The organism is Micromonospora narathiwatensis (genome assembly GCF_900089605.1).
Lineage (GTDB): Bacteria > Actinomycetota > Actinomycetes > Mycobacteriales > Micromonosporaceae > Micromonospora > Micromonospora narathiwatensis.
This window is the reverse complement of the sequence record NZ_LT594324.1, coordinates 6,234,692-6,258,801: the sequence shown is the minus strand read 5'-3', so window position 1 is coordinate 6,258,801 and position 24,110 is coordinate 6,234,692. Positions and strand designations below refer to the sequence as shown.

The 24,110-nt window shown below is 73.7% G+C and carries 25 protein-coding genes and 1 tRNA gene; 9 read left to right on the top strand and 17 right to left on the bottom strand.

Features of this window, described 5'->3' with window-relative positions; genetic code table 11:
* The 3 genes from ngg (at position 1) to GA0070621_RS27720 (ending at position 3,625) form a co-directional block, all read left to right on the top strand.
* Complete coding sequence (gene ngg / locus GA0070621_RS27730; RefSeq protein WP_091201269.1) at positions 1-1,827, top strand: N-acetylglutaminylglutamine synthetase; 1,827 nt, start codon at positions 1-3, stop codon at positions 1,825-1,827.
* Between the two features lie 362 nt (positions 1,828-2,189).
* A complete protein-coding gene (locus tag GA0070621_RS27725; RefSeq protein WP_091201267.1) occupies positions 2,190-3,119 on the top strand; it encodes a ribonuclease Z in 930 nt (309 codons plus the stop codon).
* A complete protein-coding gene (locus GA0070621_RS27720; RefSeq protein WP_091201265.1) occupies positions 3,116-3,625 on the top strand; it encodes a GNAT family N-acetyltransferase in 510 nt (169 codons plus the stop codon). The genes GA0070621_RS27725 and GA0070621_RS27720 overlap by 4 nt, the downstream gene beginning before the upstream one ends.
* A 33-nt stretch (positions 3,626-3,658) precedes the next feature.
* On the opposite strand, the gene GA0070621_RS27715 is transcribed toward GA0070621_RS27720, so the two are convergent.
* Both GA0070621_RS27715 and GA0070621_RS27710 read right to left on the bottom strand, forming a co-directional pair.
* Positions 3,659-5,029, bottom strand: coding sequence for a cystathionine beta-synthase (locus GA0070621_RS27715; protein WP_091201263.1), 1,371 nt, complete (start codon positions 5,027-5,029; stop codon positions 3,659-3,661).
* Positions 5,030-5,104: 75 nt separating this feature from the next.
* On the bottom strand, positions 5,105-5,461 hold the full coding sequence (locus GA0070621_RS27710) for a YkvA family protein (RefSeq protein ID WP_091201261.1): 357 nt from the start codon (positions 5,459-5,461) through the stop codon (positions 5,105-5,107).
* A gap of 141 nt (positions 5,462-5,602) precedes the next feature.
* On the opposite strand from GA0070621_RS27710, the gene GA0070621_RS27705 reads away from it, so the two are divergent.
* From GA0070621_RS27705 to GA0070621_RS27695, 3 genes are all read left to right on the top strand, one after another.
* Positions 5,603-6,649, top strand: coding sequence for an SGNH/GDSL hydrolase family protein (locus tag GA0070621_RS27705; protein WP_091201259.1), 1,047 nt, complete (start codon positions 5,603-5,605; stop codon positions 6,647-6,649).
* 99 nt (positions 6,650-6,748) lie between these two features.
* A complete protein-coding gene (locus tag GA0070621_RS27700; protein WP_091201257.1) occupies positions 6,749-7,546 on the top strand; it encodes an SGNH/GDSL hydrolase family protein in 798 nt (265 codons plus the stop codon).
* A gap of 75 nt (positions 7,547-7,621) precedes the next feature.
* On the top strand, positions 7,622-8,884 hold the full coding sequence (locus tag GA0070621_RS27695) for an acetyl-CoA C-acetyltransferase (protein WP_091201255.1): 1,263 nt from the start codon (positions 7,622-7,624) through the stop codon (positions 8,882-8,884).
* A gap of 66 nt (positions 8,885-8,950) precedes the next feature.
* On the opposite strand, the gene GA0070621_RS27690 is transcribed toward GA0070621_RS27695, so the two are convergent.
* From GA0070621_RS27690 to GA0070621_RS27675, 4 genes are all read right to left on the bottom strand, one after another.
* Entirely contained in the window at positions 8,951-9,271 is a 321-nt protein-coding gene (locus GA0070621_RS27690) for a hypothetical protein (protein ID WP_091201253.1), read from the bottom strand.
* Between the two features lie 70 nt (positions 9,272-9,341).
* Entirely contained in the window at positions 9,342-10,094 is a 753-nt protein-coding gene (locus tag GA0070621_RS27685; RefSeq protein WP_091201251.1) for a Bax inhibitor-1/YccA family protein, read from the bottom strand.
* 120 nt (positions 10,095-10,214) lie between these two features.
* Complete coding sequence (locus tag GA0070621_RS27680; RefSeq protein WP_091201249.1) at positions 10,215-11,054, bottom strand: Bax inhibitor-1/YccA family protein; 840 nt, start codon at positions 11,052-11,054, stop codon at positions 10,215-10,217.
* A 109-nt stretch (positions 11,055-11,163) separates the two neighbouring features.
* A tRNA-Leu gene (locus GA0070621_RS27675) sits at positions 11,164-11,244 on the bottom strand.
* A gap of 102 nt (positions 11,245-11,346) precedes the next feature.
* Between GA0070621_RS27675 and GA0070621_RS27670 the strand changes: the two genes are divergently transcribed.
* A complete protein-coding gene (locus GA0070621_RS27670) occupies positions 11,347-13,164 on the top strand; it encodes a hypothetical protein (protein ID WP_167667515.1) in 1,818 nt (605 codons plus the stop codon).
* A 60-nt stretch (positions 13,165-13,224) separates the two neighbouring features.
* Here the strand turns inward: GA0070621_RS27670 and GA0070621_RS27665 are convergent, their stop codons facing one another.
* From GA0070621_RS27665 to GA0070621_RS27615, 11 genes are all read right to left on the bottom strand, one after another.
* Positions 13,225-14,550, bottom strand: coding sequence for an NAD(P)/FAD-dependent oxidoreductase (locus GA0070621_RS27665; protein WP_091201246.1), 1,326 nt, complete (start codon positions 14,548-14,550; stop codon positions 13,225-13,227).
* 102 nt (positions 14,551-14,652) lie between these two features.
* Positions 14,653-15,225 (bottom strand): VIT1/CCC1 transporter family protein, encoded by a 573-nt coding sequence (locus tag GA0070621_RS27660; protein WP_091201244.1) that lies wholly within the window; start codon positions 15,223-15,225, stop codon positions 14,653-14,655.
* Between the two features lie 22 nt (positions 15,226-15,247).
* Positions 15,248-16,612, bottom strand: a complete 1,365-nt coding sequence (locus GA0070621_RS27655) for a DUF58 domain-containing protein (RefSeq protein WP_091201242.1) — start codon at positions 16,610-16,612, stop codon at positions 15,248-15,250.
* Positions 16,612-17,619, bottom strand: a complete 1,008-nt coding sequence (locus tag GA0070621_RS27650; protein ID WP_091201240.1) for an AAA family ATPase — start codon at positions 17,617-17,619, stop codon at positions 16,612-16,614. The genes GA0070621_RS27655 and GA0070621_RS27650 overlap by 1 nt, the downstream gene beginning before the upstream one ends.
* Positions 17,619-18,200, bottom strand: a complete 582-nt coding sequence (locus GA0070621_RS27645) for a hypothetical protein (RefSeq protein WP_091201238.1) — start codon at positions 18,198-18,200, stop codon at positions 17,619-17,621. The genes GA0070621_RS27650 and GA0070621_RS27645 overlap by 1 nt, the downstream gene beginning before the upstream one ends.
* Positions 18,201-18,240: 40 nt before the next feature.
* On the bottom strand, positions 18,241-18,981 hold the full coding sequence (locus GA0070621_RS27640; protein WP_091201236.1) for a DUF4129 domain-containing protein: 741 nt from the start codon (positions 18,979-18,981) through the stop codon (positions 18,241-18,243).
* A 20-nt stretch (positions 18,982-19,001) separates the two neighbouring features.
* Positions 19,002-19,742: a uracil-DNA glycosylase gene (locus tag GA0070621_RS27635; protein WP_167667513.1), complete on the bottom strand. Its 741-nt coding sequence runs from the start codon at positions 19,740-19,742 to the stop codon at positions 19,002-19,004.
* Positions 19,735-20,421: a dienelactone hydrolase family protein gene (locus tag GA0070621_RS27630; protein ID WP_091201231.1), complete on the bottom strand. Its 687-nt coding sequence runs from the start codon at positions 20,419-20,421 to the stop codon at positions 19,735-19,737. The genes GA0070621_RS27635 and GA0070621_RS27630 overlap by 8 nt, the downstream gene beginning before the upstream one ends.
* 112 nt (positions 20,422-20,533) lie before the next feature.
* Positions 20,534-21,013, bottom strand: a complete 480-nt coding sequence (locus tag GA0070621_RS27625) for an LppU/SCO3897 family protein (protein WP_091201230.1) — start codon at positions 21,011-21,013, stop codon at positions 20,534-20,536.
* Between the two features lie 140 nt (positions 21,014-21,153).
* Positions 21,154-22,203, bottom strand: a complete 1,050-nt coding sequence (locus GA0070621_RS27620; RefSeq protein ID WP_091201227.1) for an HAAS signaling domain-containing protein — start codon at positions 22,201-22,203, stop codon at positions 21,154-21,156.
* Complete coding sequence (locus tag GA0070621_RS27615) at positions 22,200-22,532, bottom strand: PadR family transcriptional regulator (RefSeq protein ID WP_091114372.1); 333 nt, start codon at positions 22,530-22,532, stop codon at positions 22,200-22,202. The genes GA0070621_RS27620 and GA0070621_RS27615 overlap by 4 nt, the downstream gene beginning before the upstream one ends.
* 79 nt (positions 22,533-22,611) lie before the next feature.
* Here GA0070621_RS27615 and GA0070621_RS27610 point away from each other — a divergent pair, with 79 nt between their 5' ends.
* Positions 22,612-23,241, top strand: coding sequence for a LysE family translocator (locus GA0070621_RS27610; RefSeq protein WP_091201225.1), 630 nt, complete (start codon positions 22,612-22,614; stop codon positions 23,239-23,241).
* A gap of 133 nt (positions 23,242-23,374) precedes the next feature.
* A complete protein-coding gene (locus GA0070621_RS27605) occupies positions 23,375-24,064 on the top strand; it encodes a hypothetical protein (protein WP_167667511.1) in 690 nt (229 codons plus the stop codon).
* The last annotated feature ends 46 nt before the right edge of the window (positions 24,065-24,110 follow it).

Genomic DNA, 24,110 nt, shown 5'->3' with positions numbered 1-24,110 from the left:
ATGACCGACACCCTCGCCATCGGCACGGCTCGCCTCGACCGGGAATGGATGTCGGGCAGTCGCCGGGAACGCGTCGGCCCGGGCGGCGACCCGGTCGCGCCGGGCGGACCCGAGCCCGGCCGGCGGCCGTCCGCCGGTGCCGGCGTGGTGCTGGACTGCGGCTGGGGCCGGCTGGTCTTCGGGCAGACCTTCACCGAGCAGACCGCCGTCGCCGACGTGCTGCGCTCGGAGGCGGCCGGCGCCCGGGACATCTGCGTCTACCTGCGCGACCCGCACGTGCTGGTCTCCCGGCTGCCGGACGAGCTGTTCATCGACCCGTCGCTGACCTACCGGCTGCCGCTCGGCGAGCGCCGGCCGACCGCCAGCGAGGGCGACGACGTCCCCGGCCTGAGCATCCGACCGCTGCGCGACGCCGACGACGCGGACGCGGTGAACCGGATCTACGCCCGCAACGGCATGGTCACCGCCCCGGTACGGGTGCTGGTCGACAACGCGGGCGGCGACAGGTTCCTGCACCTGGTCGCCGAGGACAGCACCGGCGAGGTGGTCGGCACCATCACCGGGGTGGACCACGCCGCGGTCTTCGCCGACCCGGAGAACGGGGCCAGCCTCTGGTGCCTGACCGTGGACTTCAACACCGCGCCGCCCGGTACCGGCCAGGCCCTGCTCACCGCGCTGGCCGACCGGCTCGACGCGCGGGGCCGCGCGTACGTGGACCTGTCGGTGCTGGCCGAGAACTCCGGCGCGATCCGGCTCTACGAACGGCTGGGCTTCCACCGCACCGGCGCGCTGTGCGTGAAGCGGAAGAACCCGATCAACGAGCGGCTCTTCCTCCCCGCCACCCCGCCCGGCTACGACCAGCTCAACCCGTACGCGAGGATCGTCGCCGACGAGGCGATGCGGCGCGGCATCCGGGTGGAGGTCACCGATCCCGACTGGGGTGAGCTGCGCCTGGTCAACGGCGGCCGCACCATCCACACCCGGGAGTCGCTGTCGGAGCTGACCTCGGCGGTGGCGATGAGCCGCTGCGACGACAAGCGGGTGACCCGGCGGGTCCTCACCGAGGCGGGGCTTCCCGTGCCGCGCGGCCGGACCGCCACCGGCGACGCCGACGACCTGGCCTTTCTGGCCGACGTCGGCCCGGTGGTGGTCAAGCCGGCCCGGGGCGAGCAGGGCAGAGGCATCACCGTCGGGGTGCGTACGCCGGAGGGGCTGACGGCGGCGGTCGAGCTGGCCCGGCGATGCTGCCCGGACGTGCTGATCGAGGAGCGCTGCGCGGGCGAGGACCTGCGGGTGATCGTGATCGACCACGAGGTGGTGGCCGCGGCGGTCCGCCGGCCGGCGCAGATCACCGGGGACGGGGTGCACGACGTCACCGAGCTGATCGAGCGGCAGAGCCGGCGCCGGGCCGCCGCCACCGGGGGCGAGTCGCGGATCCCGGTCGACGACATGACCCGCGAGGTGGTGGCCGAGGCCGGCCACCGGATGCACGACGTGCTCCCCGAGGGGCAGGTGCTGGCCGTACGCCGGACCGCCAACCTGCACACCGGCGGCACCATCCACGACGTGACCGCCGAGCTGCACCCGGCGATCGCCACGGCGTGCGTGACGGCCAGCCGGGCGCTGGACATCCCGGTCACGGGGCTCGACCTGCTGTTGCCCGCCCCCGACCGGCCGGAGCACGTCTTCGTCGAGGCGAACGAGCGGCCCGGGCTGGCCAACCACGAACCGCAGCCGACCGCCGAACGCTTCGTCGACCTGCTCTTCCCCGGCACCCGGGCGCCGCGGCGGCTCTGGTCGCCGGCCGGTGCGGGCGGCATCCGATGAGCGGAGACCCGCCAGACCCGCCTCACCGGCCCCACACGACGTCCGGGCGGGTCGCGGCATCCTGTGATTCAAATCCGTTGCCGGGGTCACGCGGTAGTGGATAGCGTGACGGTACACGGGAAAGGAGGTGGTCCAGCTTTGTATAGCAATCGGACTCGTGAGGTGGCTGTCCGCTAGCCGCTGTCCTCGACAGTAATCCCGTCCGCCGCGAGGCGGGCACAGGCACCATCGTCGAGACCGTGTGGCAGCGGTGCGGCGAATCTACGACAGCCACCCGACCCCCGGGGTGCCGGCCCAGTCCAGCCGGCCCGCGCGAGCGCGGAAGCCCCGGGGGTCGCTTCATGCCAGCGGCAGGAGGAGCCGTGTCGATGCGCGAGCTGGTGGTGCTCGGGACGGCCAGTCAGGCCCCCACCCGACAGCGCAACCACAACGGCTACCTGCTGCGCTGGGACGACGAGGTGCTCCTCTTCGACCCGGGCGAGGGCAGCCAGCGGCAGATGCTGCACACCGGGATCTCCGCCACCGACCTCACCCGGATCTGCGTCACCCACTTCCACGGCGACCACTGCCTCGGGCTGCCCGGCGTGATCCAGCGGCTCTCGCTCGACCGGGTGCCGCACCCGGTGGCCGTCCACTTCCCCGCCGGCGGCGCGGACTACTTCGCCCGGCTGCGCCACGCGGCGAGCTTCTACGAGACCGCCGAGCTGGCCGTCGAGCCGATCGGGGCCGACGGGCAGCGGATCACCCTGGGGATCGGCACGCTGGAGGCCCGCCGGCTGCGGCACCCGATCGAGACGTACGGTTACCGCCTGGTCGAGCCGGACGGCTGCCGGATGCTGCCGGAGAAGCTGGCCGCGTACGGCATCGCCGGTCCGGCGGTCGGCGAGTTGCTCCGCGACGGCCACCTGGACCTGGACGGACGTCGCGTCACCCGGGACGAGGTGAGCGTGACCCGGCCGGGGCAGCGGTTCGCGTTCGTGATGGACACCGGGCTCTGCGACGGGGTGTGGGCCCTGGCCGAGCACGCCGACCTGCTGGTCATCGAGTCGACGTTCCTGGAGTCGGAGGCCGCGCTCGCCGCCGAGGTCGGCCACCTCACCGCCGCGCAGGCCGCGCGGGTGGCGGCCGAGTCGGCGGTACGCACGCTCGTGCTGACCCACTTCTCCCAGCGGTACGCCGACCCGCGCCGCTTCGCCGACGAGGCCCGGCAGCACTTCACCGGTGAGCTGGTGATCGCCGAGGACCTGATGACCGTGCCGGTGCCGCCCCGACGGGTAGCCTCGGACCGGTGACGATCACGCTGCGCGCCGCCACCGAGGCCGACCTGATGGCGGTCGGTGCGCTGCACCAGCGGTCCCGGGTGGCGGCGTACTCGTCGTTCCTGCCGGCGGAGGCGCTGGCCCGACCGGCGCCGGAGGAGATGGGCCGGTACTGGGTGGAGCGGCTGATCTGGGAGGGCGCGGAGCACCGGATGACGGTGGCCGTACGCGACGACCGGCTGGTCGGCTTCAGCTACCTCGGGCCGGACGACGCCGACGACCCGGATACCGGGCTGCTCAACGCCATCCACCTGGAGCCGGCGGAGCGGGGCCGGGGCACCGGCCGGGCGCTGATGGTCGACGCCCTGGCCGCGATGCGGGCGCGCGGCTGGTCCCGCGCGGCGCTGTGGGTGCTCCGGGAGAACGGGCCCGCCCGCCGCTTCTACGAGGGCGGCGGCTGGACCGCCACCGGTCTGGTACGCGACGAACACATCGGCTCGGCGCTGGTCCCCCAGCTCCGCTACACCCGCCTGCTGTGAGGCGGGACCCCGGCCCGGGGCCCCGCCGCCAGGTCAGCGCGCGCCGAGGTGGGCGAGCAGGTCCTGTCGGGTCAGCACGCCCTTGGGCTTGCCGTCGACCAGCACCAGCGCGGCGTCGGCCTTCTCCAGCATGGCGACCGCCTCGCTGACCGGCTGCCCGCCGCCGATCATCGGCAGCGGCTCGGCCATGTGCCGCTCGATCGTGTCGTGCAGGTGGGCCTGCCCGGTGAAGAGCGCGTCGAGCAGATCCTTCTCGGCGATCGAGCCGGCCACCTCACCGGTCACCACCGGCGGCTCGGCCTTGAGCACCGGAAGCTGGGAGACGCCGTACTCGCGCATGTAGTCGATGGCGTCGCGCACCGTCTCCGTCGGGTGGACGTGCACCAGCTCGGGCAGACCGCCCGGCTTGCTGGCGAGCGCGTCGGCAACGGTCGGCTCGGCGCCCGCGTTGTCCAGGAAGCCGTACCGGGCCATCCACCTGTCGTTGAAGATCTTCGACAGGTAGCCCCGGCCGCCGTCCGGCAGCAGCACCACGATCACGTCGTCCGGGCCGGCCTTGCGGGCCACCTCCAGGGCCGCGACCACGGCCATGCCGCAGGAGCCGCCGACCAGCAGCCCCTCCTCGCGGGCCAGCCGCCGGGTCATCTCGAAGGACTGCTTGTCCGACACCTCGACGATCTCGTCGGCGACGGTCCGGTCGTACGTCTCCGGCCAGAAGTCCTCGCCGACCCCCTCGACCAGGTAGGGACGCCCGGTGCCGCCGGAGTAGACCGAGCCCTCCGGGTCCGCGCCGACGACCTTGATCCGCCCGTCGGACGCCTCCTTGAGGTAGCGGCCGATGCCGGAGATGGTGCCGCCGGTGCCGACGCCCGCGACGAAGTGGGTCATCCGCCCCTCGGTCTGCTTCCACAGCTCCGGACCGGTGGTCTCGTAGTGGGAGCGGGGGTTGGCCGGGTTGCTGTACTGGTTGGGCTTCCAGGCGCCGGGGATCTCCCGGGCCAGCCGGTCGGAGACGTTGTAGTAGGAACGCGGGTCCTCCGGCGCGACCGCGGTCGGGCAGACCACCACCTCGGCGCCGTACGCGCGCAGCACGTCCTGCTTGTCCTGGCTGACCTTGTCCGGGCAGACGAAGACGCACTTGTAGCCCTTGAGCTGGGCCACCAGGGCCAGCCCGATGCCGGTGTTGCCGCTGGTCGGCTCGACGATGGTGCCGCCCGGCTTGAGGATCCCCGCCCTCTCGGCGTCCTCCACCATCCGCAGCGCGATCCGGTCCTTCACCGAACCGCCCGGGTTGACGTACTCCACCTTCGCCAGCACGGTCGCCTGGATGCCCTCGGTGACGTTGCGCAGGCGTACCAGCGGGGTGTTGCCGATCAGCTCGACGACGTTGTCGTAGTACTGCACCTCGTTGTGCCCTTCGTTGCGGCACCGGCGCCGGGGGCCGGGCGGACGTCTGTTCGTCGCCCAGGGTACGTGTCGTCAGGGCACCACATGCCCTGGGATGACCGAGCTGCGACGTGCCTCCCACTCCAGGAACCGCTCGGTCTCGGCGAGCACGCTGCCGGCCAGCCAGCTCACCATCACGGCGTCGTCGGCCAGCCCGAAGATCCCCAGCGGGAACTCCGGGATCAGGTCGATCGGCGAGACGATGTACGCCGTGGCCGCGGTCATCAGGGCCAGCCGCAGGCCGCCGTCGTACTCGCCCTTCGCGGTGGCCCGGATCATCCGCGGCAGGGCCGCCAACCGCGTACCCACCGACGGGCCGCTCCGCGCCCCCACCATCAGCGCCCGGGCCAGCGCGGCGAACGCCGCGCTCCGCTTCAACGTCTTCGCCATTCTCGTCGCCCCTTTCCGCCACCAGCGTGCGGTCCCGGCGCAAGTGTGCGCCGCTGTCGGCATACGTACCCGGAACCGTGGTTCCCCAGCCGCACGATCGCGGGAGAGCGGGGTGTCGGTGCGGCGCGATAATGTCAGTTCATGGGGGACGCTGGTTCCGTCGCACCGGCCGGTTGGCGGGATGTCCGGCGGATCGCCCGCCTGGCGGCGATCGGCACGGGTGCCACCGTGGCGGCCACCGTCGCGACCGGCGGCGTGCTGCTCGGCCAGGCCCGGCAGGCCCGCCGCACCATCCCGATGGCCGAGGCGCCCCCGCCGCGCTGCGACGGCGTGTACGCCGCGAAGCTCCCCGGCCCGCCGGTCACCATGGTCCTCCTCGGCGACTCCTCCGCGGCCGGCTACGGCGTGCACCGCCGCCGCGAGACACCGGGCGCGCTGCTGGCCACCGGGCTGTCCCGCCGGCTGCACCGCCCGGTGCGGCTGCACCGGTTCGCCGTGGTGGGCGCCCTGTCGGCGGGGCTGAGGCCGCAGGTCGAGTCGGCCCTGGAGGTCGAGCCGGACATCGCGGTCATCCTGATCGGCGGCAACGACGTCACCAACCGCACGTCACCCTCGGTGGCGGTGCGCTATCTGGTCGACGCCGTACGCACGCTGCGCGCGGCGGGCTGCGAGGTGGTCGTCGGCACCTGCCCCGACCTGGGGGCGATCCAGCCCATCCATCCGCCGCTGCGGTGGCTGGCCCGCCGCTGGAGCCGTCAGCTTGCCGCCGCCCAGACGGTGGCCGTGGTCGAGGCGGGCGGCTGGACGGTCTCCCTCGGCGACCTGCTCGGTCCCCGGTTCGCCGCGGAGCCGGCCCGGATGTTCGCCTGGGACCGGTTCCACCCGTCCGCCGAGGGCTACGCGGTCGCCGCGGCGGCCCTGCTGCCCACCATGCTCTCCGCACTGGGCCTCGGCCAGGAGCGCCGGGCCCCGCTCGCCGGTCGGGCCGGCGTACGGTCGCTCCCGGAGGCGGCCCACGAGGCGGCCCGGCACGCTGGCACCGAGGTCAGCGGCACCCAGGTTCGGGGGCGCGACCGGGGTCCCGGTGGTCGCTGGGCGCAGCTTCGGCGGCGTGCCTTCTTCGGTGTCGGCCCGGTGCCGCACCCGGAGCCCACCGCCGATTCTCCGACCCTGGAGGGACTGGCATGAGGGCGGGTGGCAGGGGCATCATCAGGCACAACGCAGGCGCGACATGAGCGCGCCTCGCAAGCTGGCCGGCCCCTGCGCCGGCCCCGGGGAGGTGTCGCCATGACTGGGCGTAACGAGCTCGTGGTCCGGCTGGGTCGGGCCGCGGCCCTCTCCCTGGTCGCCGGCACGGTGGGCGGGGCGGCCATCCTCGCCGGCCAGGCCATCGTCGCCCGCAGCCGTCAGTACGCCCAGCCCGAGCTTGGCCTCGCACTGCGCGCCACGGTCGGCCGGGCGGGCGCTCCGCCGCTGCGCCTGGTGCTGCTCGGCGACTCGTCGGCGCTCGGCGTCGGCGTGGAACGCTTCGAGGAGACCATCGGTGGCCAGTTGGCCCACCTGCTCGCCGAGGGGCCGGCCGGCCGGCGGGTGCAGCTGTCCAGCGTGGGCGTCTCCGGTTCCCGCTCCACCGACCTGGCCACCCAGGTGGCCCGGGCCCTGCTCGGTGAGCGCCCCGACGTGGCGGTGATCCTGATCGGGGCCAACGACGCCACCGCGCTGGCCCGGCCCACGGACGCCGCGGCATACCTCGCCTCGGCGGTACGCCGGCTGCGCGAGGCCCACGTCGAGGTGGTCGTGGGCACCTGCCCCGACCTCGGCGCGGTACGCGCGGTCGCGTCCCCGCTGCGGCAACTGCTCGCCTGGTCGGGGCGGCGGGTCGCCCGGGCCCAGACCTCGGCCGTCCTGGACGCCGGCGGCACCGTGGTCGACCTGGCCGTCGAGACCGGCCCGGTGTTCCGGGCGGACGCGGGGACGCTCTGCCACGACGGCTACCACCCCTCCGCCGACGGCTACCGGGTCTGGGCGCACGCCCTGCTGCCGGCGGTCGAGGCGGCGGCGACGGTCGCCTCCCGACACCACTGACCCGACGCCGGGCGTGACATTTCCCGCCCGGTGGCCGGCTTCCGCCACAAGTTACCCGCGAGTTAACGTTGCGTCATGCCGATTGAGTCGCCCCGCGACGCCGTCATCGTCGCCACCGCCCGGTCCCCCATCGGTCGCGCGGTCAAGGGATCCCTGAAGGACGTCCGCCCGGACGACCTCGCCGCCACCATCGTCCAGGCCGCCCTCGACGAGGTGCCGGCGCTCGACCCCACCACGATCGACGATCTCTACCTGGGCTGCGGCCTGCCCGGCGGCGAGCAGGGTTTCAACCTGGCCCGGGTGGTCGCCACCCTGCTGGGCCTGGACGGCCTGCCCGGCGCCACGCTCACCCGATACTGCGCCTCCTCGCTGCAGACCACCCGGATGGCCATGCACGCGATCCGGGCGGGCGAGGGCGACGTCTTCATCTCCGCCGGCGTCGAGACCGTCTCCCGGTACGCCCGCGGCAACTCGGACGCCCTGCCGCCCGAGGCGCAGGCGCCGGTCGGCGGCGGCTGGGAGAACGCCCGCTTCGCGGCGGCGCGGGCGCGCTCGGCGGCCCGCGCCCAGGGCGGCGCCGAGGTGTGGACCGACCCGCGAGAGGCCGGCCAGCTCCCCGACATCTACCTGGCCATGGGGCAGACCGCGGAGAACCTCGCCCAGGTCTACGACATCACCCGCAAGGAGATGGACGCCTTCGGCGTACGCAGCCAGAACCTGGCCGAGAAGGCGATCGCGGACGGCTTCTGGGCCCGCGAAATCACGCCGGTGACCACGCCGGACGGCACCGTGGTCAGCGCCGACGACGGCCCGCGTGCGGGGGTGACCCTGGCGGGCGTCGCCGGCCTGAAGCCGGTGTTCCGCCCGGACGGCCGGATCACCGCCGGCAACTGCTGCCCGCTCAACGACGGCGCCGCCGCCGTGATCGTGATGAGCGCCCAGCGGGCGAAGGACCTCGGCCTCACCCCGCTGGCCCGGATCCTCTCCACCGGTGTGACCGCGCTGTCCCCGGAGATCATGGGACTCGGTCCGGTGGAGGCGTCGAAGCAGGCGCTCCGGCGGGCCGGCATGACCATCGACGACGTCGACCTGGTCGAGATCAACGAGGCGTTCGCCGCCCAGGTGATCCCGTCGTACCGGCAGCTCGGCATCCCCGAGGAGAAGCTGAACGTGATGGGCGGCGCGATCGCCGTCGGGCACCCGTTCGGCATGACCGGGGCCCGGATCACCGGCACCCTGCTCAACGCCCTGCAGTGGCACGACGGGACCATCGGCCTGGAGACCATGTGCGTCGGCGGCGGCCAGGGCATGGCCATGGTGCTCGAACGGCTGAGCTGAGCCGACTCGACGGCCCGTCCGGGCGCGCGGAGCGGCCACACCGGCCGGCCGCGCCCCGGACGCCGGCTACAGCGCGGAGCGGGTCCGGGCGACCGCGGTGGCGGCCTCGGCCAGCACCGACTCCGGTGGACCGGCCGCCACCAGGTCGGCGGCGACCACCCGGAGCTGGTCGGGCAGCACCAGGTCGCCGGCGAGCCGGGGCACCTCCCGGCGCGGCCCTCCCTCCGCGTCCGCCGCCAGGTTGGCGATCTCCTGCACCAGCTTGTGCACCAGGTCGGCCCGGGAGACGTTGCCGCCCTCGGCCGTCGCCGACCAGCGCGGCTGCTGCCAGTGCCCGACCCGACGGACCAGCAGCTCCACCGCCCGGTCCAGTTCCGCTGCGCTCATCGCGGCGAGTCTACGACGGCTCCAGGTCGTGGCGGGGTTGCAGACGCGCCGAGCTGGCGCTGTCAAACGGTCAGCGCCGGGCGTAGCCGAGCAGCCGGAGGATCTGCCAGTACAGGAAGATCAAGCCGACCAGCAGCCCGAACGCGCAGTACCAGGCGTATCGGCGGGGCAGGCCGGCCCGCACCGACCGCTCGACCAGGTCGAAGTCGAGGATGAAGCTGAACGCGCCGGCGATGATCGCCACGACCGAGAAGACGTACGGCAGCCAGCCCACCCGCGCGGTCAGGCTGTAGACCGCCAGCCCCTGCCGCCCGGTGAACAGGTACGTGACCAGGTTGACCAGGCTCAGCACCAGGATCCCGAGCAGCGTGCCGGCGACCAGCCGGGCCATCCGCGGGGTGGCGCGGACCACCCGGGCCCGGTAGAGCAGCGCCATGCCGAGGAAGACGCCGAAGGTGCCGATCACCGCCTGCACCACGATGCCCGGGTACACCAGCTCGAAGGCCCGGCTGGCCACCCCGAGCAACACCCCCTGGAGCACCGCGTACCCGACGATGAGCGGCGGGTTGGTGATCTGCCTCAGCGAGATGAACAGCACCAGCGCCAGGCTGGCCAGGGAACTGCCGGCCAGCGCCGCCGGGATCCACGCCGCCTGCGGTACGACCACCCAGGCGACCGCCGCGGTGGCCCCGGTGAGCAGCAGCAGGCCGACCGTACGGCTGACCACGTCGGTCACGGTCATCGTGTCGGCGGCGCCGAGCACCTGACGCTCGGTCCGGCCGACGTCGTCGAGTCGGGTCAGCACCGGGTTGGCACTCCGCACCGCGACCTCCTCGCCGACGTACCCGCCCTCACTGTGCCTCGGGCGGCTCGGCGACGGCGGGAAAACGACGACGCCCGCCGCCGCGGTCGCGGCAGGCGGGCGTCGGAGGTCAAACGACGGTCAGTCGTCGCCCTGGAAGTAGCTGAGCAGGCGCAGCACCTCGAGGTAGAGCCAGACCAGGCCGACCACGATGCCGAAGGCGGCCGTCCAGGCGTAGCGCTGCGGAAGGCCCATCCGGACGCCCTCTTCGATGTTCGCGAAGTTGAGCACGAAGCTCAGCGAGGCGACCACGATGCAGACCAGGCTGAAGACGATGGCCAGCCCGCTGCCGTCGCGCAGGTGGGTGTTGACGCCGAAGAGCGAGAGCACCAGGTTGATCAGCATGGCGGCGAAGAGGCCGCCCATGATCGCGACCATGATCTTGGTGAATTTCGGGGTGGCCCGGATGACGCGCGCCTTGTAGAGCATCGTCATCACGAAGAAGACGCCGAAGGTCGCCACCACGGCCTGGAGCACGATGCCGGGGTAGCGGTTGTCGAAGAACTTGCTCACCGCGCCGACGAAGACACCCTCGATGATCGAGTACGCCACCACCAGGGCCGGGTTCGCCATCCGGGAGAACGAGATGACCAGGCCGAGCACCAGGCCGATCACCGCGCCGCCGAGCCAGGCCGCCCCGAGCAGCTGGTCCGGGACGAGGACCCAGGTGGCCGCCGCCGCGCCGCCGAGGATCGCCAGCATGGTGACCGTCTTGACGACGACGTCGTCCAGGGTCATCGGGGCCGCGGTGGCCGGAGTCACCGGGGAGTCGTAACCGGTCGCGTACTGCTGCTGCGGGTGCGGCTGGTACTGCTGCGGGTATCCGGGCTGACCGTACGGCCCGGGCTGGGCGTACCCGGCCGCCCGCTCGCGTTCGGCCGCCTGGCCGAACCGCGAGAGCACCGGGTTCGAGGTCTTCACTTTCAGGCCTCCCTCAGGGGGTCGATGCACGCGAACGCGCCCCTCCAGGGTAAACGGGACGTGCACCCCCGCGCCGGGAGTGAAGCTGTGGGAAACCTGAGAGTCTGGGTGCCCGGGGCGGGGCTCGAACCCGCACGCCTCGCGGCAGCCGCTTTTAAGGCGGCCGTGTCTGCCGTTCCACCACCCGGGCGGGTGACACCCGCGCCTCGACGCGCGGCGGTGCAGGTCTCACCGTAGCCGTTGCGCGGCGAGCTGGCGTACCCGGCGGGGCCCCGCCGTTATGGTCGAAGCCGTGACCAGCGCCGCCCGTACGGCCCTCGGCCCGGCCGGCCGCCTCGGCCCGGCGGTCGCCCGCCCGACCCGCACGGCCCGGCTGCTGGCCACCGTGGCCCGGCACCGCGCGGGGCTGCTGGCCGGACTCCTCTTCGCCGTGCTCGCCGGATGGCTCACCCACGGCCTGTGGCCGGCACCGGGGCAGCGGGTGCTCGCGCTCAACCCGGCGGACCAGACCCTCTACGAATGGTTCCTGGCCGTCGACTCGCGCGCCCTGCTGGGCGACTTCGGTCTGCTCACCGACCGGCTCAACGCACCGGACGGGGTCAACCTGCTGGCCAACACCACGGTGATCGCGCTCGGCGTGCTGCTCGCCCCGGTCACGTTCGCGTTCGGCGCGCCGGTCACCTTCGCCCTGCTGGCCGCCGGCAATCTGGCCGGCACGGCGGTCGCCTGGTACCTGCTGTTCACCCGGACGCTGCGCGCCCACCCGCTCGCCGCCGGCCTCGGCGCCGCGCTCTGCGGCTTCGGCCCGGCCATGGTCTCGCAGAGCAACGCGCACCTGCACATGACCGCGCAGTGGCTGGTCCCGGTGCTCGTGTGGCTGGTGGTCAGGATGCTTCGGGCCGCCGACCCGGCCGGACGCACGGGCGGGCCGGACCGCCGGCGGGTGGCCGCCTCGGCGGTCGGGCTGGCCACGGCGGTCACCGCCCAGCTCTTCATCGGTGAGGAGGTACTCCTCCTGACCGGGGTCACCCTGCTGGTGATGGCACCGGCGTACGGGTTGGCCGACCGGGCCCGGCTCCGGCGGGCGCTGCCCGCGTTCGGCGGTGGGCTGATACTGGCCGCCGGTCTGGCCGGGTTCGTGCTCGCGTACCCGATTTGGTACCAGTTCGCCGGTCCGCAGGCCGTCTCCGGGGCGCTGTTCGACCCGCACCACTACGCCGCCGACCTGACCAGCTGGGTGACGTTCTCCCCGCTCTCCGTGCTGGGCGGCGACGCGTCCCGGCTGACCACCGGCCCGGCCGAGTTCAACACCTTCCTCGGCTGGCCCCTGCTGCTGGTCACCGTCGGCTGCGCCGGCTGGCTCGGTCGCCGTCCGGTGGCGGTCGCCTGCACGGCCGCCGCCGTGGTCATGGGCGCCCTGTCGCTCGGCCCCGAGGTGCTGGTCTCCGGCGTACGGAGCGGGCTGCCCGCCCCGTACGCGCCGCTGGTCGGGCTGCCGGTGCTGGACAACGCGCTGCCCACCCGGTTCGGCCTGGCGGTGCTGCCACTGGCCGGAACGATCCTGACCCTCGCCGTGGACCGGGCCCTGGCGGGGCGCGGCCGGGCCCGGCGGCTGGTGCCGCTGGCCGTCGGCGTGGGTCTGCTCAGCGTCTTTCCCGCGCCGCTGCCGACCACACCCCGGCCGGCGCTGCCCGAGTTCGTGACCGCCGGACACTGGCGGCAGTGCGTACGCCCCGGCGGGGTGCTGGTCCCGGTGCCGGCGGCCAGCCCGACCGACCCCTGGCCGATGCGCTGGGCCACCGCCGCGAACGCCGCGTTCGGCATACCGGAGGGCTTCTTCATCGGCCCGTACGGCAACGACGGCGCCGCGTCCGTCGGCACCTACCAGCGGCCCACCTCGGCCCTGCTGACCGAGGTCGCCTCCCGGGGGGTGCCGGCGGCGATCGGCGCCGAGCAGCGCCGGCAGGCCGCCCGGGACATCCGCTTCTGGGGCGCCTCCTGCGTGGCGCTGACCGACGACGCGCCGCACGCGGAGCCCCTGCGCCGGACGCTGGAGGCGCTCTTCGGCCCGGGTACCCGGGTCGCCGACGCCTGGACCTGGCGCTTCTGACCGGAGACGGATACGCCGAAGGGCCCTTCCCGTCCGGGAAGGGCCCTTCGGCCGACGAAGTCAGCGGGTGCTGACCGGCTGGGACGCCTCGGCGAACTCCTCGCGCGGGTCGTGCAGCTGGCCGAGCGCGACCACCTCACGCTTGAGGAAGAACGCCAGCGTCCAGTCGACCACGACCCGGACCTTGCGGTTGACCGACGGGATCCGCGACATGTGGTACGTGCGGTGCATGAACCAGGCCGGCCAGCCGGTCATCTTCACGCCGTAGACCTGCGCCACGCCCTTGTGCAGGCCGAGGCTGGCCACACTGCCGGCGTGCTTGTGCTTGTAGTTGACCGGCTCCCGCCCGCGAACCACGTTCACGATGTTGTCGGCCATCCGGGCGGCCTGCCGTACCGCGTGCTGCGCGCTCGGCGAGCAGTAGTTGCCCGGCTCCTTGGTCAGGTCCGGCACCGCGGCGCAGTCGCCCGCGCTCCAGGCGCCCTCGACCACCCGGTCGCCGTCGACGATCTGGAGGGTGGGCAGGCAGGTGACCCGGCGACGCTCGTCACGCGGGAAGTTCGTCGCGTCCAGCATCGGCGACGGCTTGACCCCGGCCGTCCAGACGATGGTGTCGGTGGGGAAGCTGTCGCCGTCGGAGAGCTTCACGATCCCGTCGACGCAGGATTCCAGCCGGGTGTCCAGGCGGATGTCCATGTTCCGCTTGAGCAGCTGCTGCACCGTGTAGGCGCCCATGTCCCGATCGACCTCGGGCAGCACCCGCTGGGTGGCCTCGACCAGGACCCAGCGCATGTCCTCCGGCTTGAGCTCCGGGTAGTAGCGCAGCGCGTCCCGGGCCATGTCCTCCATCTCGGCGAGCGCCTCGATGCCGGCGTAGCCACCACCGACGAAGACGAAGGTCAGCGCGCGCCGACGGACCTCCGGGTCGGTCGTGGCCGCCGCCACGTCGAGCCGGTCCAGCACGTGGTTTCGGAGGAAAATCGCCTCGCCGATGGTCTTGAACCCGATACCGTGCTCATGCAGGCCGGGAATCGGCAGCGTGCGGGAGACCGAACCCGGGGCGACCACCACGTGGTCGTACCGCACCTCCCGGGTGGGGCCGCTGATCGGCTGCACGAGGGCGGTCTTGCGGTCGTGGTCGATCCGGGTGACCGTACCGGCCAGGACCTTGCACCTGCGCAACTCCCGGCGCAGGGGCACCACGGCGTGCCGCGGCGAGATGTTGCCCGCGGACGCCTCGGGGAGGAACGGCTGGTACGTCATGTGCGGCTGCGGGTCGACGACGATGACCTCAGCCTCACGAGACTTCAGCTTCTTGGACAGGCGCAGCGCGGCGTACAGGCCGACGTGCCCGGCACCCACGACAAGGATCCGCTTCGGATTCACGCTATCCATCTTTCCCCGGGCGGCTCGGCTAATCCCTTTCGAGACCCCGTTCTGTGACGGAGCACAACCCTTGTGACCTGCGCAACGTCCCGAGACGTTCCGCTATCTGCGACGCAGCAGCCAGCCGAGCAGCGCGCTGAGCGCCACCGCGACGAGCAGACCGGCCAGGGTCACCGCCTGGAAGCCGCGGTCCCCGCCGACCCCGCCGAGCCAGGCCAGCACGACGCCGAGCACCGCACTGGCCAGCACCACCCCGCCGGCCCGGACCAACCAGCGGACCACCAGTTCCGGGTCGACCACCGCGTCGAACGGCAGCAGCGCGGCCAGCGCGCAGAGCGTGTGCGCCAGATAGAGCAGGGCCGCCACGGCGAGCAGCCGCCACAGCGCCGGTGGCCGGCCGAAGCCCAGCGTGGCGAGCAGCCAGCCGCCGACCGTGACCAGCGCCGCGAAGGTCGGCCACACCCGGCGCGGCCCGACCGCCGGCAGCACCGCCACCACCGCGAACGCCACCAGCGACCGTGGGGTGAACGTCTGCGCCGGGTACGCGACCAGGAGACCGACCAGCACGGTCAGGAAGATGCCGGCCCGCACCAGGAGCGGGATGAGGCTGATCCGGTTGACCGCGTACCGCATCGCCCGGACCCGCTCGTGCAGCCCTTCGACCAGTTCGTTCATGCGTGTCCGCCTTCGCCCGCGCTCACCGGCCACCGACCCGGGGCGCCGTGGCCAGCCGGGCCACGTCCCGCAGCACCTGGTCGAGGCTGCCGGCGCCGGCCCAGCGCACCACCGGTACGCCGTGCTCGCGGAGCTGCCCGATCATCGTGTCCCGGTCCAGCCGCCACAGCCGGTACGCCACCTCGGCCCAGCCCCGCTCCCGGGGCATCGGCAGGTCGGCCGGCAGGGTGTCCACCGCCACCACGAACCGCCCGCCCCGTGCCATCCGGGCCAGCATCTGGGCGGACCGCTCGTCGAGCAGCGGGGTGAGCACCACCACCAGCGCGTCCGAGGAGAGCACCTGGTGACCGAAGACCTGGTCGTACGGCTCGTGCGGGGAGGACTCGGCCCGCACGTCGAGCAGCCACTCCAGCACGGTCAGGTACTGCCGGCGGCCGGTGGCCGGTCGTAGCCGCCGCGCGGCCGGGCCGTACTCCAGCAACGCCACCCGGTCGCCCCGGTGCAGGTAGTGCTCGGCGATCGCGGCGGCGGCCCGGACCGTGGTGTCCAGCACGGAGGCCGGGCCACGGATGCCACCGGAGCGGCCCGCCTCGGCCAGCACGTCGAGCAGCACCACCACCTCGGCGTCCCGGTCCGAGAGGGTGGCCGCCACGTGCAGCTGCCGGGCCCGCAGCGACACCCGCCAGTCGATCCGGCGCAGCCGGTCGCCGGGGGCGAAGACCCGTACGCCGGCCAGCTCGCCGCCCTCCCCCGGCCGTCGGGAGCGGTGCGCGCCGACCAGCCCGGCGGCCCGGGGCATCGCCTCCACCGCCTCGAACGGCTCGGTCATCGGATAGACCCGCATCCGGACCGGATCGGTGATCACGGCCCGCGAGACCAGCAGCCCGTCGGCGGCGGCGACCCGTGCCCCGGCCGGGCCGATCGGGTGCCGGCCCCAGCGCAGCGCCGTCCCGGTCAGCTCCAGGTCGATCGCCCGGCCGGACGGCACCGAGGTGGCGAAGGGCCGGTCGGCCCCGCCGGACCGGCTCACGTCCACCCCGGCCCCGCCGAAGCCGGCCTTCTCGACCCGCAGCCAGCGCGACATCCGGGTCCGCACCACCGCCAGGTCGTACGACACGGTGTCCGGGTTGGCGACGGCGACCGCGGCGGTCATCGGCGTGCCCTCGACCAGGTGCGCCTCCCCGGTGGCGATCTCCAGCTCGGGCAGCGCGGTGGGACGGCGGCGCAGCCCGTACGCGGTGCCCAGGGCGAACGGGGTGGCCAGCACGACCAGGTCGATCCGGCCGAGCAGCACGGCCGCGACCAGCAGCAGCCCGGTGAGCAGCACGGCCCGGCCGAGCGCCCGGGTGGGCGCCCAGCCGCTCGCCGGCTCGTGACGGTCGGCCATCAGCGCCCGGCGGGCCCGGCCGCGTAACTGGGCAGCGCGCCGCTGGCCGGGGCCGACGTGGACGACAGGACCTCGCCGACGACGAAGGACGGGTCGACCCGACGCAGCCACATCTCCGGACGCAGGGTGATCCGGTGGGCCAGCGCGGGCGCCGCCACCGCCTTGACGTCCTCCGGCACCACGTAGTCGCGGTTGGCGAGCACCGCCCGGACCCGGGCGAGCAGCAGCAGCGCCAGCGAGCCGCGCGGCGAGGCGCCGACCAGCACGGAGGGGTGCTCGCGGGTGGCGGCGGTGACCGCCACGATGTACCGGCCGATGGAGTCCTCGACGACCACGTCCTCCAGCGCGGCCTGCATGGCGCGCACCGTGGCGGCGTCCACCACCGGCTTGATCTCGGCCTCCTCGCGGCGGCGGGCGATCCGCCGGCGCAGCACCTCCCACTCCTCCTCGTGGTCGGGGTAGCCGAACGACACCCGGAGCAGGAACCGGTCGAGCTGCGCCTCGGGCAGCGGGTACGTCCCCTCGTACTCGATCGGGTTGGCGGTGGCGAGCACGTGGAACGGTTCGTCCAGCCGGTACGTCACGCCCTCGACCGAGACCTGCTTCTCCTGCATCGCCTCCAGCAGCGCCGACTGGGTCTTCGGCGGGGTCCGGTTGATCTCGTCGGCGAGCAGCAGGTTGGTGAAGACCGGCCCGGCGCGGAAGGAGAAGTCGCCGCTGCGTTGGTCGTAGAGGAAGGAGCCGGTGACGTCGGCGGGCAGCAGGTCCGGCGTGAACTGGAGGCGGCGGAAGTCCAGCCCGAGGGCCTGCGCGAACGAGCGCGCGGTCAGCGTCTTGCCCAGGCCGGGCAGGTCCTCCAGCAGCACGTGGCCGCCGGCCAGGATGCCGGCGAGAACCAACTCCAGGGCCTCCCGCTTGCCGACCACGACCGTGCCGACCGCGTCCAGCACCGCCCGGGCCAGCCGGCCCACCTCGGCGGGGGGCATGCTCCGGTCCACGTCGTTCATCACAGCTTCTCCAGTTCGGCGACGATCGCCGCGAGGTCGCGCGGCGACGGGGGGCGGCGGCGGGGGGTCGTGTTGAGGAACGTCCACAGCGGCTCGCCCAGCAGAGCGCGGGCGCGGGTCGGGTCGGACTCGCGGGTGACGCCGTGCCGTTGGCGCAGCCGCTCGTCGGCCAACTCACCGAGCCGGGGCAGGATCACCTTGGTGAACCGCTCGGGCCGGGTGGCGGACCAGTCCAGCGGGGTTTCCCAACCGTTGATCGCGGCGCGCAGCGCGTCCCGGGCTCCCCAGTTCCAGGTGCCCGGCTCCTCGCCGGCCGGGGCCCGGCCGCCGGCCCGGGGCGGCGGCGGGGGTGCCAGCGCGGCGGTGAACCGGCGTACGGCGAGCAGGGCGAGCACGCCCGCCACGATGATCCAGAGCGAGACCTGGAGGCCCACCGCGCGCAGGCCGACCACGACCACCGCCACGATCGCCGCGGTGCTCAGGAGCGCACGCGGCAGCCAGCGCAGCCGGCCGCGCCGCTCCCGGGCCGGCTCCTCGGCGTACTCCTCGGACGACAGCAGGTCGTCGATGCTGGTGCTCACGCCGTCGTCCCCACGGCGCCGAGCCTGCCGGTTCGCTCGTTCATCGCGGCTCCTCGCCGGCCCCGGCCAGGCTGGTCAGTTCGCCGCGCAGCCGGCGCAGCGCGGCCCGGGCCTGGTCGCGCATCCGCTCGTCGACGGTGTGGGTGGCGTACCGGGCCTCGCGGTAGACGTGCGCGAAACCGTCCAGCACGTCGGCACTGGCGATAGCCGGGACGCCGGCCGCCGGGTCGCCGCGCAACAGCCGGCTGACCAGGTCGGTGGAGGTGTCCTCGGCGAGTCGCGGCACCCCGGCCTCCTCGGCGGCCTCCTCGAGGCGGACCCAGCAGGCGATCACGGCGGTCCGGGGGTCGGTGGACCGGTCGTCCAGCTCCTCCAGGCCGGCGTCCAGGGCGGCCACCACCTCCCGTGCGGTGCCCTCGGCGGTACGCCGGGTCCGCTTCGTCGGGAGGGCCCGGGTGGTCCGCCGCAGCACCCCGCCGACCACCGTCCAGATCGCGTACGCGAGGGCGACCAGCATGGCCAGGCCCAGCACGACCAGCGCGGCGGTGAGTATCCACTGGGGAATCCCGCCGGAGGTGGGCTCGCCCACGTCCCGTGGCTCGACGGGGATCGAGGGCGCGGGCTCGGCGGTGGGGTATTCCGGCACGTACGGGATGTTGTCCGCGGCGGGCGGGATCCGGCTCGCCCCGATCGTGGAGTGCCCGGCGGCCAGCGCGGTGCCGGCCAGCAGCAGGGTCACCGCCGCGACCGGCCACCACCTGCGCAGCACGCCGAGGTCCATCCCACCGCCCCACGCATTCCTCAGTCCACCCCCGCCAGCCGTTTCGCCCGGGCGAACACGTCGTCCAACATCGTTGGTGTCAGCCGCCCGGTGAACGTGTTCTGCTGGCTGACGTGGTAGCAGCCGAGCAGCGCCGGTGCGGACGTGCCGGACCAGTGTGCCCCATGGCCGAATGCGGGGCGAGGTGTGGGCGGGCGCTGACCGTACACATCGCGCAGCAGTGGCCACCACGCGGCCCAGGCGAACGCGCCCAGCGCGACCACGACCCGCAGGGTGGGCCGGATGAGCGTGACCTCGCGGTGCAGCCAGGGCGCGCAGGTGTCCCGCTCGACCGGGGTGGGTTTGTTGTCCGGCGGGGCGCAGCGCACGGCGGCGAAGATGCGGGTCTCGCGCAGGGTGAGGCCGTCGTCGACGGCGACGCTGGTCGGCTGGTTGGCGAGCCCGGCGCGGTGCAACGCGGCGAAGAGCACGTCCCCGGAGCGGTCACCGGTGAAGATCCGGCCGGTGCGGTTGCCGCCGTGCGCGGCCGGCGCCAGACCGAGGATCGCGATCCGCGCGTCCGGCGCGCCGAAGCCCGGCACCGGCCTCCCCCAGTACTCCTGGTCACGGAAGGCCGCCCGCTTCGTCCGGGCGACCTCCTCCCGCCAGGAGACCAGGCGCGGGCAGGCGAAACAGTTGCTCACCGCGCCGTCGAGGTCGGCCAGGTCGGTCGCCCGCGCGGCGCGGGCGACCACGTCCTGCGGGGTACGCGGCTCAGCCAAGCCTGGCCCGGAAGAGTTCCAGCGTACGGGCCCAGGCGGTGGCCGCGGCCCGTTGGTCGAAGTGCTCCGGACGGTCCTCGTTGAAGAACGCGTGCGCGGTGCCCGGGTAGTCGTACGTCTGGCAGGCGCCTCCGGCGGCCTCGATGGCCCCGCGTACGCTCTGCACCCCGTCGGCGACGGAGGTGCCGTCCGCTTCGGAGCAGTGGATGAGGGCGGCCTTGCCCGCGTAGTCGGCCCAGTCGGTCCGCATGCCCTCCCAGGGCAGGCGCGGATAGAAGCCCGCGGTCGCGACGATCCGCTTCGAGAACACGCCGGACCAGAGGGCCAGGCTGGCACCGGCGCAGAACCCGGCACACCCGATCCTGCCGGCGACCTCGGGACGGCCCGCGAGGTATTCCGCGGCGGCGGCGATGTCCGTGGCCGCCTCGTCCATCTGCGTGCTGTTCAGCATCTGCCGGGGCTCACTCGGCCGGCTGGCCGGGCCGCCGTGCCGGAAGTCCGGCGCGAGGGCGACGAAGCCGGCCTCCGCGAAGCGGTCCACCACGGCCCGGACGTGGGGCACCAGGCCCCACCAGTCCTGGATGACGATGACCGCCGGGCTGGCCGCACCGTCGGAGGGTATCGCGAGATACCCCTCGCTCGTCCCTCCGTTGCCGGTGAAGCTCACCATCTCGCCCATCGACCCGTCCTCCTAGCGGTCAGTCATCGTCGGCTGGTCGCACAGTGGGTGTTACGTGCGGGTAGCCTGCCACGCGCTGACCGGCGCGCGGAAGACGCGCGCAGAGTGGCATTCACCTCGCGTTCGTCTTGTGGACGAGACAGAGCAGGTAACCGTCGCCGTCGTCGCCGACCCGGTAGAGGACGTACCCGTCGTCACCCGGCCGGAAGTACGGCTCGCACGCGTTCGCCGAGCGGCTCCGCGCCGCCGCCGGGTCCTGCACCCGGCCGACCACCTTGTACGCGGCGTCGGCGGAGCCGCAGGGGACCACCCGGGCGTCGTCGGCCGGCTTCGCCTCCACGCCGGCCACCCGGGGCAGTTCCGCGACGCAGTCGCCGGCCTTCGCCTCGGCCGTGCCGTCGCCGCCGGCGAACACGTCGCGCAGGTCGCCGCCCGGCCCGACCCGGATCAGCAGCCCCACCAGCATGGCCGCCGCGACGCCCAGCAGGAGTACCACCACCCCGAGCACGGCACCGAGGCGGGACGGCGGGGGCGGCGCGGGGGCGTCGTCGATCTCCGGCGGTTCGGGCGCGAGGGCAACCTGCTCAGACACGGGCGGTCCCTTCGTGGGAGTCGATGGAGCAGACGCCACCGTAGCGACCGACTCCGGGCCCCGCCACACCACCCCACCCGTTCTGTCCATGGTGGACGCAGCGAGGGCGCCCGCCGGTCGGCGGACGCCCTCGGGCGGGCTCAGCGGGTCGGGATCGGCTCCGGCGGAGTCCGCTCCGGCGCCCCGGTCGGCGCGCTCGCGGTCGGCGCGGCCGGGGCGCTGTCGGTCGGCGTCGCCGGCGCGCTTCCGCTCGGCGTCGGCGTGGGCGACGCGCTGTCGGTCGGCGCGCTCTCGGCCGGCGGGCTGTCGGTCGGCGCGGGCGGGGCGCTCTCGCTCGGCATGGGCAGCGCGAAGGGAGCCTGCTCCGGGCAGTACGGGTAGACGTTCCGCGGCGGCGCCGCCTGCCAGCGCGGGTCGTCGCAGGTTGGATAGCCGAGCCGGATCGGTACGCCGTTCTGGTCGAACAACCGGGCGTTGGGCACCAGTCGACCATGCTCGTCGTAGACGAAGACGTCCTGGATCGAGTCGTACGGGTTGCCCACCGAGACCTCGTGGTAGCTGCGGAACTCGTCCGAGCTGGCGTGCTGGTCCACGTTCAGCAACGCGGCGACGGCGAAGAGCAGCAGAGCGGCCGTGCCGACGCGCAGCAGCCGCCGTGGCCAGCCCCGCAGGCCGCCGGAGCGGTGCCCCAGCCAGACCGAGGCGAGGACCGTGCCGGCGAGCAGGAACAGGCCGGCCAGCACGTTGCCGCTGAGCCGGGGCAGCAGCCCGGACGGCTCCCCGAGCAGGGCGGAGATCAGCAGCGCGGCCAGCCAGCCGCGAACCAGCCACCAGGCCGGGCGCAGCGGCCGGAGGAACTCGCTCGCCGAGGCGTACCCGAGCAGTGGGCCGAGCCGGGTGTCCAGGCCGAGCAACAGGGCGGCGAGCCGCTTCCGGAGGGCGCTGTACCGCCGGTCGAGCGACGAGCGTCCACGCTCGCCGTCGGCGCCGGCGGCGGCGCGCAGTTCGGCCGCGTACGCCTCCGGGGTGCCCAGCCGGTCGACCAGCGTGCCGTCGGCCTCCGCGGCCACCTCGGCCAGGTGTTCCGGCAGGTCCTCGGTCAACTCGTCGCGGACGGCGGGTGGTAGATCGGCGAGGGCGGCCCGCACCCGGTCGACGTAGTCCGCGATCTCCTGCCCAGTGACGGTCATGCCGCCATCCCCCGATCGTCGAGCAGTGCGTCCATGGTGGTGGCGAACGAGCGCCAGGTCTTGCCGGAGCGGGCTAGCTGGTCCCGGCCGGCGGCGTTGAGCGCGTAGTACTTGCGGTGCGGGCCGGACTCGCTCGGCACCACGTAGGTGGTGAGCAGGCCGGCGGCGAAGAGCCGGCGCAGGGTGCCGTAGACCGAGGCGTCGCCGACCTCCTCCAGGCCGGCCTCGCGCAGCCGGCGGAGGATGTCGTAACCGTAGCCGTCCTCGTCCCTGAGCACGGCGAGAACGGCCAGGTCGAGCACGCCCTTGAGGAGCTGCGTCGTATCCACGTCTGGCACAGTACTGTGGATTGCGGAGTACCGTCAAGAAAACAGTAGTTCTCCGCCGGACCGGCCGTACGTTGAGGGCATGTCATGGAGCAGCTACGCCTCGTTCCTGGTCTTCGCCCTGGTGCTGGTCCTGATCCCGGGACCGGATTTCGCCGTGGTGACCCGCAACACCCTGGCCGCCGGACGCCGGCGTGGCAGGTGGAGCGCGATCGGGGTGGCCAGCTCGAACGCCGTACAGGGCGGCACCGCGGCGGCCGGGCTGGGCGCGCTCGTCGTCCGCTCCCAGCCGCTGTTCGAGACGATCCGCTGGGCCGGGGTGGCGTACCTGCTCTACCTCGGGGTGCAGGCGTGGCGCTCGGCCTGGCGCGGCAGCTACCCCCCGTTGGCCGGCAAGGCGGCGGATACGCCCGGACAGGCGCTCACCGGCTTCCGGCAGGGCTTCCTGTCCAACATCACCAACCCCAAGGTGCTGGCGTTCTATCTGGCCGTGCTGCCGCAGTTCGTCGGCCCGTCGGCGCCCCTGGAGGTGCTGCTCGCCTTCGCGTTCAGCCACGCGGTGCTCAGCCTGACGTACCTGATGGTGCTGGTCACGGCGCTGAACCGGGTCCGCCTGGTGCTGTCCCGGCGACGGGTGCGGCGCTGGCTCGACGGGCTGACCGGGGTGGCCCTGCTCGGCTTCGGCGCCCGCCTCGCCGCGGAGAGCGCCTGAGTTCGCTCACTCGTGGCGCTGGGTCACGTCGACGGCCGCGCCGCTCGGGTCGCGGACGGATCGGTTCTGTGCCGGCCCTTAAATTTCGCTTATGGGCCCGCTGATCCACGAGGATGATCGGTACCTTGCCCCGATGCGACACATCGGAACCGTGATCGCCGCAGCCATCGTGGGCCCGCTGGCCTGGGTCCTCTTCGCCCTCGGCCAGGATCGGTCAGCGCAGGCGTTCGCGGACGCACAAGACGGCGGTGTCCTGGACAGCGGCGACTTCGTCCGCCCCGCGCTGGTGCTGGCGGCTGCTGGGATCCTGCTCGGAATCATCGCCACGCTCCGGTTCTCGCCGCTGGGCGCGGCACTGACCGGCCTCTTCTACTCGGCCAGCTACCTGGGCCTGCTGTTCAGCCCGACCTCGTTGATGAAGCTCGTGAACCACAAACCGACCCTGGCCGGCCAGCAGGTCGACCTGGCAGCCCCGGTCCGGAGCGGGACGACCCTGCTGGTGGGCTCGCTGTTGCTCGTCGCGGTGGTCAGCGTCCGCCGGTGGCAGCGGTGGCCGCAGCCCGTGGCCGACAATACCGCGGCGCTGGAACCAGACGAGATCCTCTCGCCCACAACGCAACGGGATCGCCCGCTGGGCGCGGACGGTCTCGGCCCGGGCACACCGAGCGGGACCCCCGAGCCGGAGTTGGTTCGGGCCGGCACTTCGAGCGGGTCCGGTAGTTCGGACTGGACCAGCACTTCGGACTGGGCCGGCTCCCTGTCGTCGGGCGGTTCCGGCGACCGGCCCAAGCGATCGTCGGACTGGCCGCGCCAGAGCCGCTGACAGCTCAGCGTCCCCAAGGGGTGCTCGGTCGTCCCACCGCCGGGCA

What these genes read in the sequence shown, in the direction of transcription:
- GA0070621_RS27695 (WP_091201255.1), top strand. Translation starts at nt 7,622, where the DNA reads ATGCCGATTGAGTCGCCCCGCGACGCCGTCATCGTCGCCACCGCCCGG.
- GA0070621_RS27655 (WP_091201242.1), bottom strand. Translation starts at nt 16,612, where the DNA reads ATGGCCGACCGTCACGAGCCGGCGAGCGGCTGGGCGCCCACCCGGGCG.
- GA0070621_RS27640 (WP_091201236.1), bottom strand. Translation starts at nt 18,981, where the DNA reads ATGGACCTCGGCGTGCTGCGCAGGTGGTGGCCGGTCGCGGCGGTGACC.
- GA0070621_RS27605 (WP_167667511.1), top strand. Translation starts at nt 23,375, where the DNA reads ATGCGACACATCGGAACCGTGATCGCCGCAGCCATCGTGGGCCCGCTG.
- GA0070621_RS27710 (WP_091201261.1), bottom strand. Translation starts at nt 5,461, where the DNA reads ATGGCGAAGACGTTGAAGCGGAGCGCGGCGTTCGCCGCGCTGGCCCGG.
- GA0070621_RS27650 (WP_091201240.1), bottom strand. Translation starts at nt 17,619, where the DNA reads ATGAACGACGTGGACCGGAGCATGCCCCCCGCCGAGGTGGGCCGGCTG.
- GA0070621_RS27630 (WP_091201231.1), bottom strand. Translation starts at nt 20,421, where the DNA reads ATGGGCGAGATGGTGAGCTTCACCGGCAACGGAGGGACGAGCGAGGGG.
- GA0070621_RS27610 (WP_091201225.1), top strand. Translation starts at nt 22,612, where the DNA reads ATGTCATGGAGCAGCTACGCCTCGTTCCTGGTCTTCGCCCTGGTGCTG.
- GA0070621_RS27690 (WP_091201253.1), bottom strand. Translation starts at nt 9,271, where the DNA reads ATGAGCGCAGCGGAACTGGACCGGGCGGTGGAGCTGCTGGTCCGTCGG.
- GA0070621_RS27620 (WP_091201227.1), bottom strand. Translation starts at nt 22,203, where the DNA reads ATGACCGTCACTGGGCAGGAGATCGCGGACTACGTCGACCGGGTGCGG.
- GA0070621_RS27660 (WP_091201244.1), bottom strand. Translation starts at nt 15,225, where the DNA reads ATGAACGAACTGGTCGAAGGGCTGCACGAGCGGGTCCGGGCGATGCGG.
- GA0070621_RS27705 (WP_091201259.1), top strand. Translation starts at nt 5,603, where the DNA reads ATGGGGGACGCTGGTTCCGTCGCACCGGCCGGTTGGCGGGATGTCCGG.
- GA0070621_RS27700 (WP_091201257.1), top strand. Translation starts at nt 6,749, where the DNA reads ATGACTGGGCGTAACGAGCTCGTGGTCCGGCTGGGTCGGGCCGCGGCC.
- ngg (WP_091201269.1), top strand. Translation starts at nt 1, where the DNA reads ATGACCGACACCCTCGCCATCGGCACGGCTCGCCTCGACCGGGAATGG.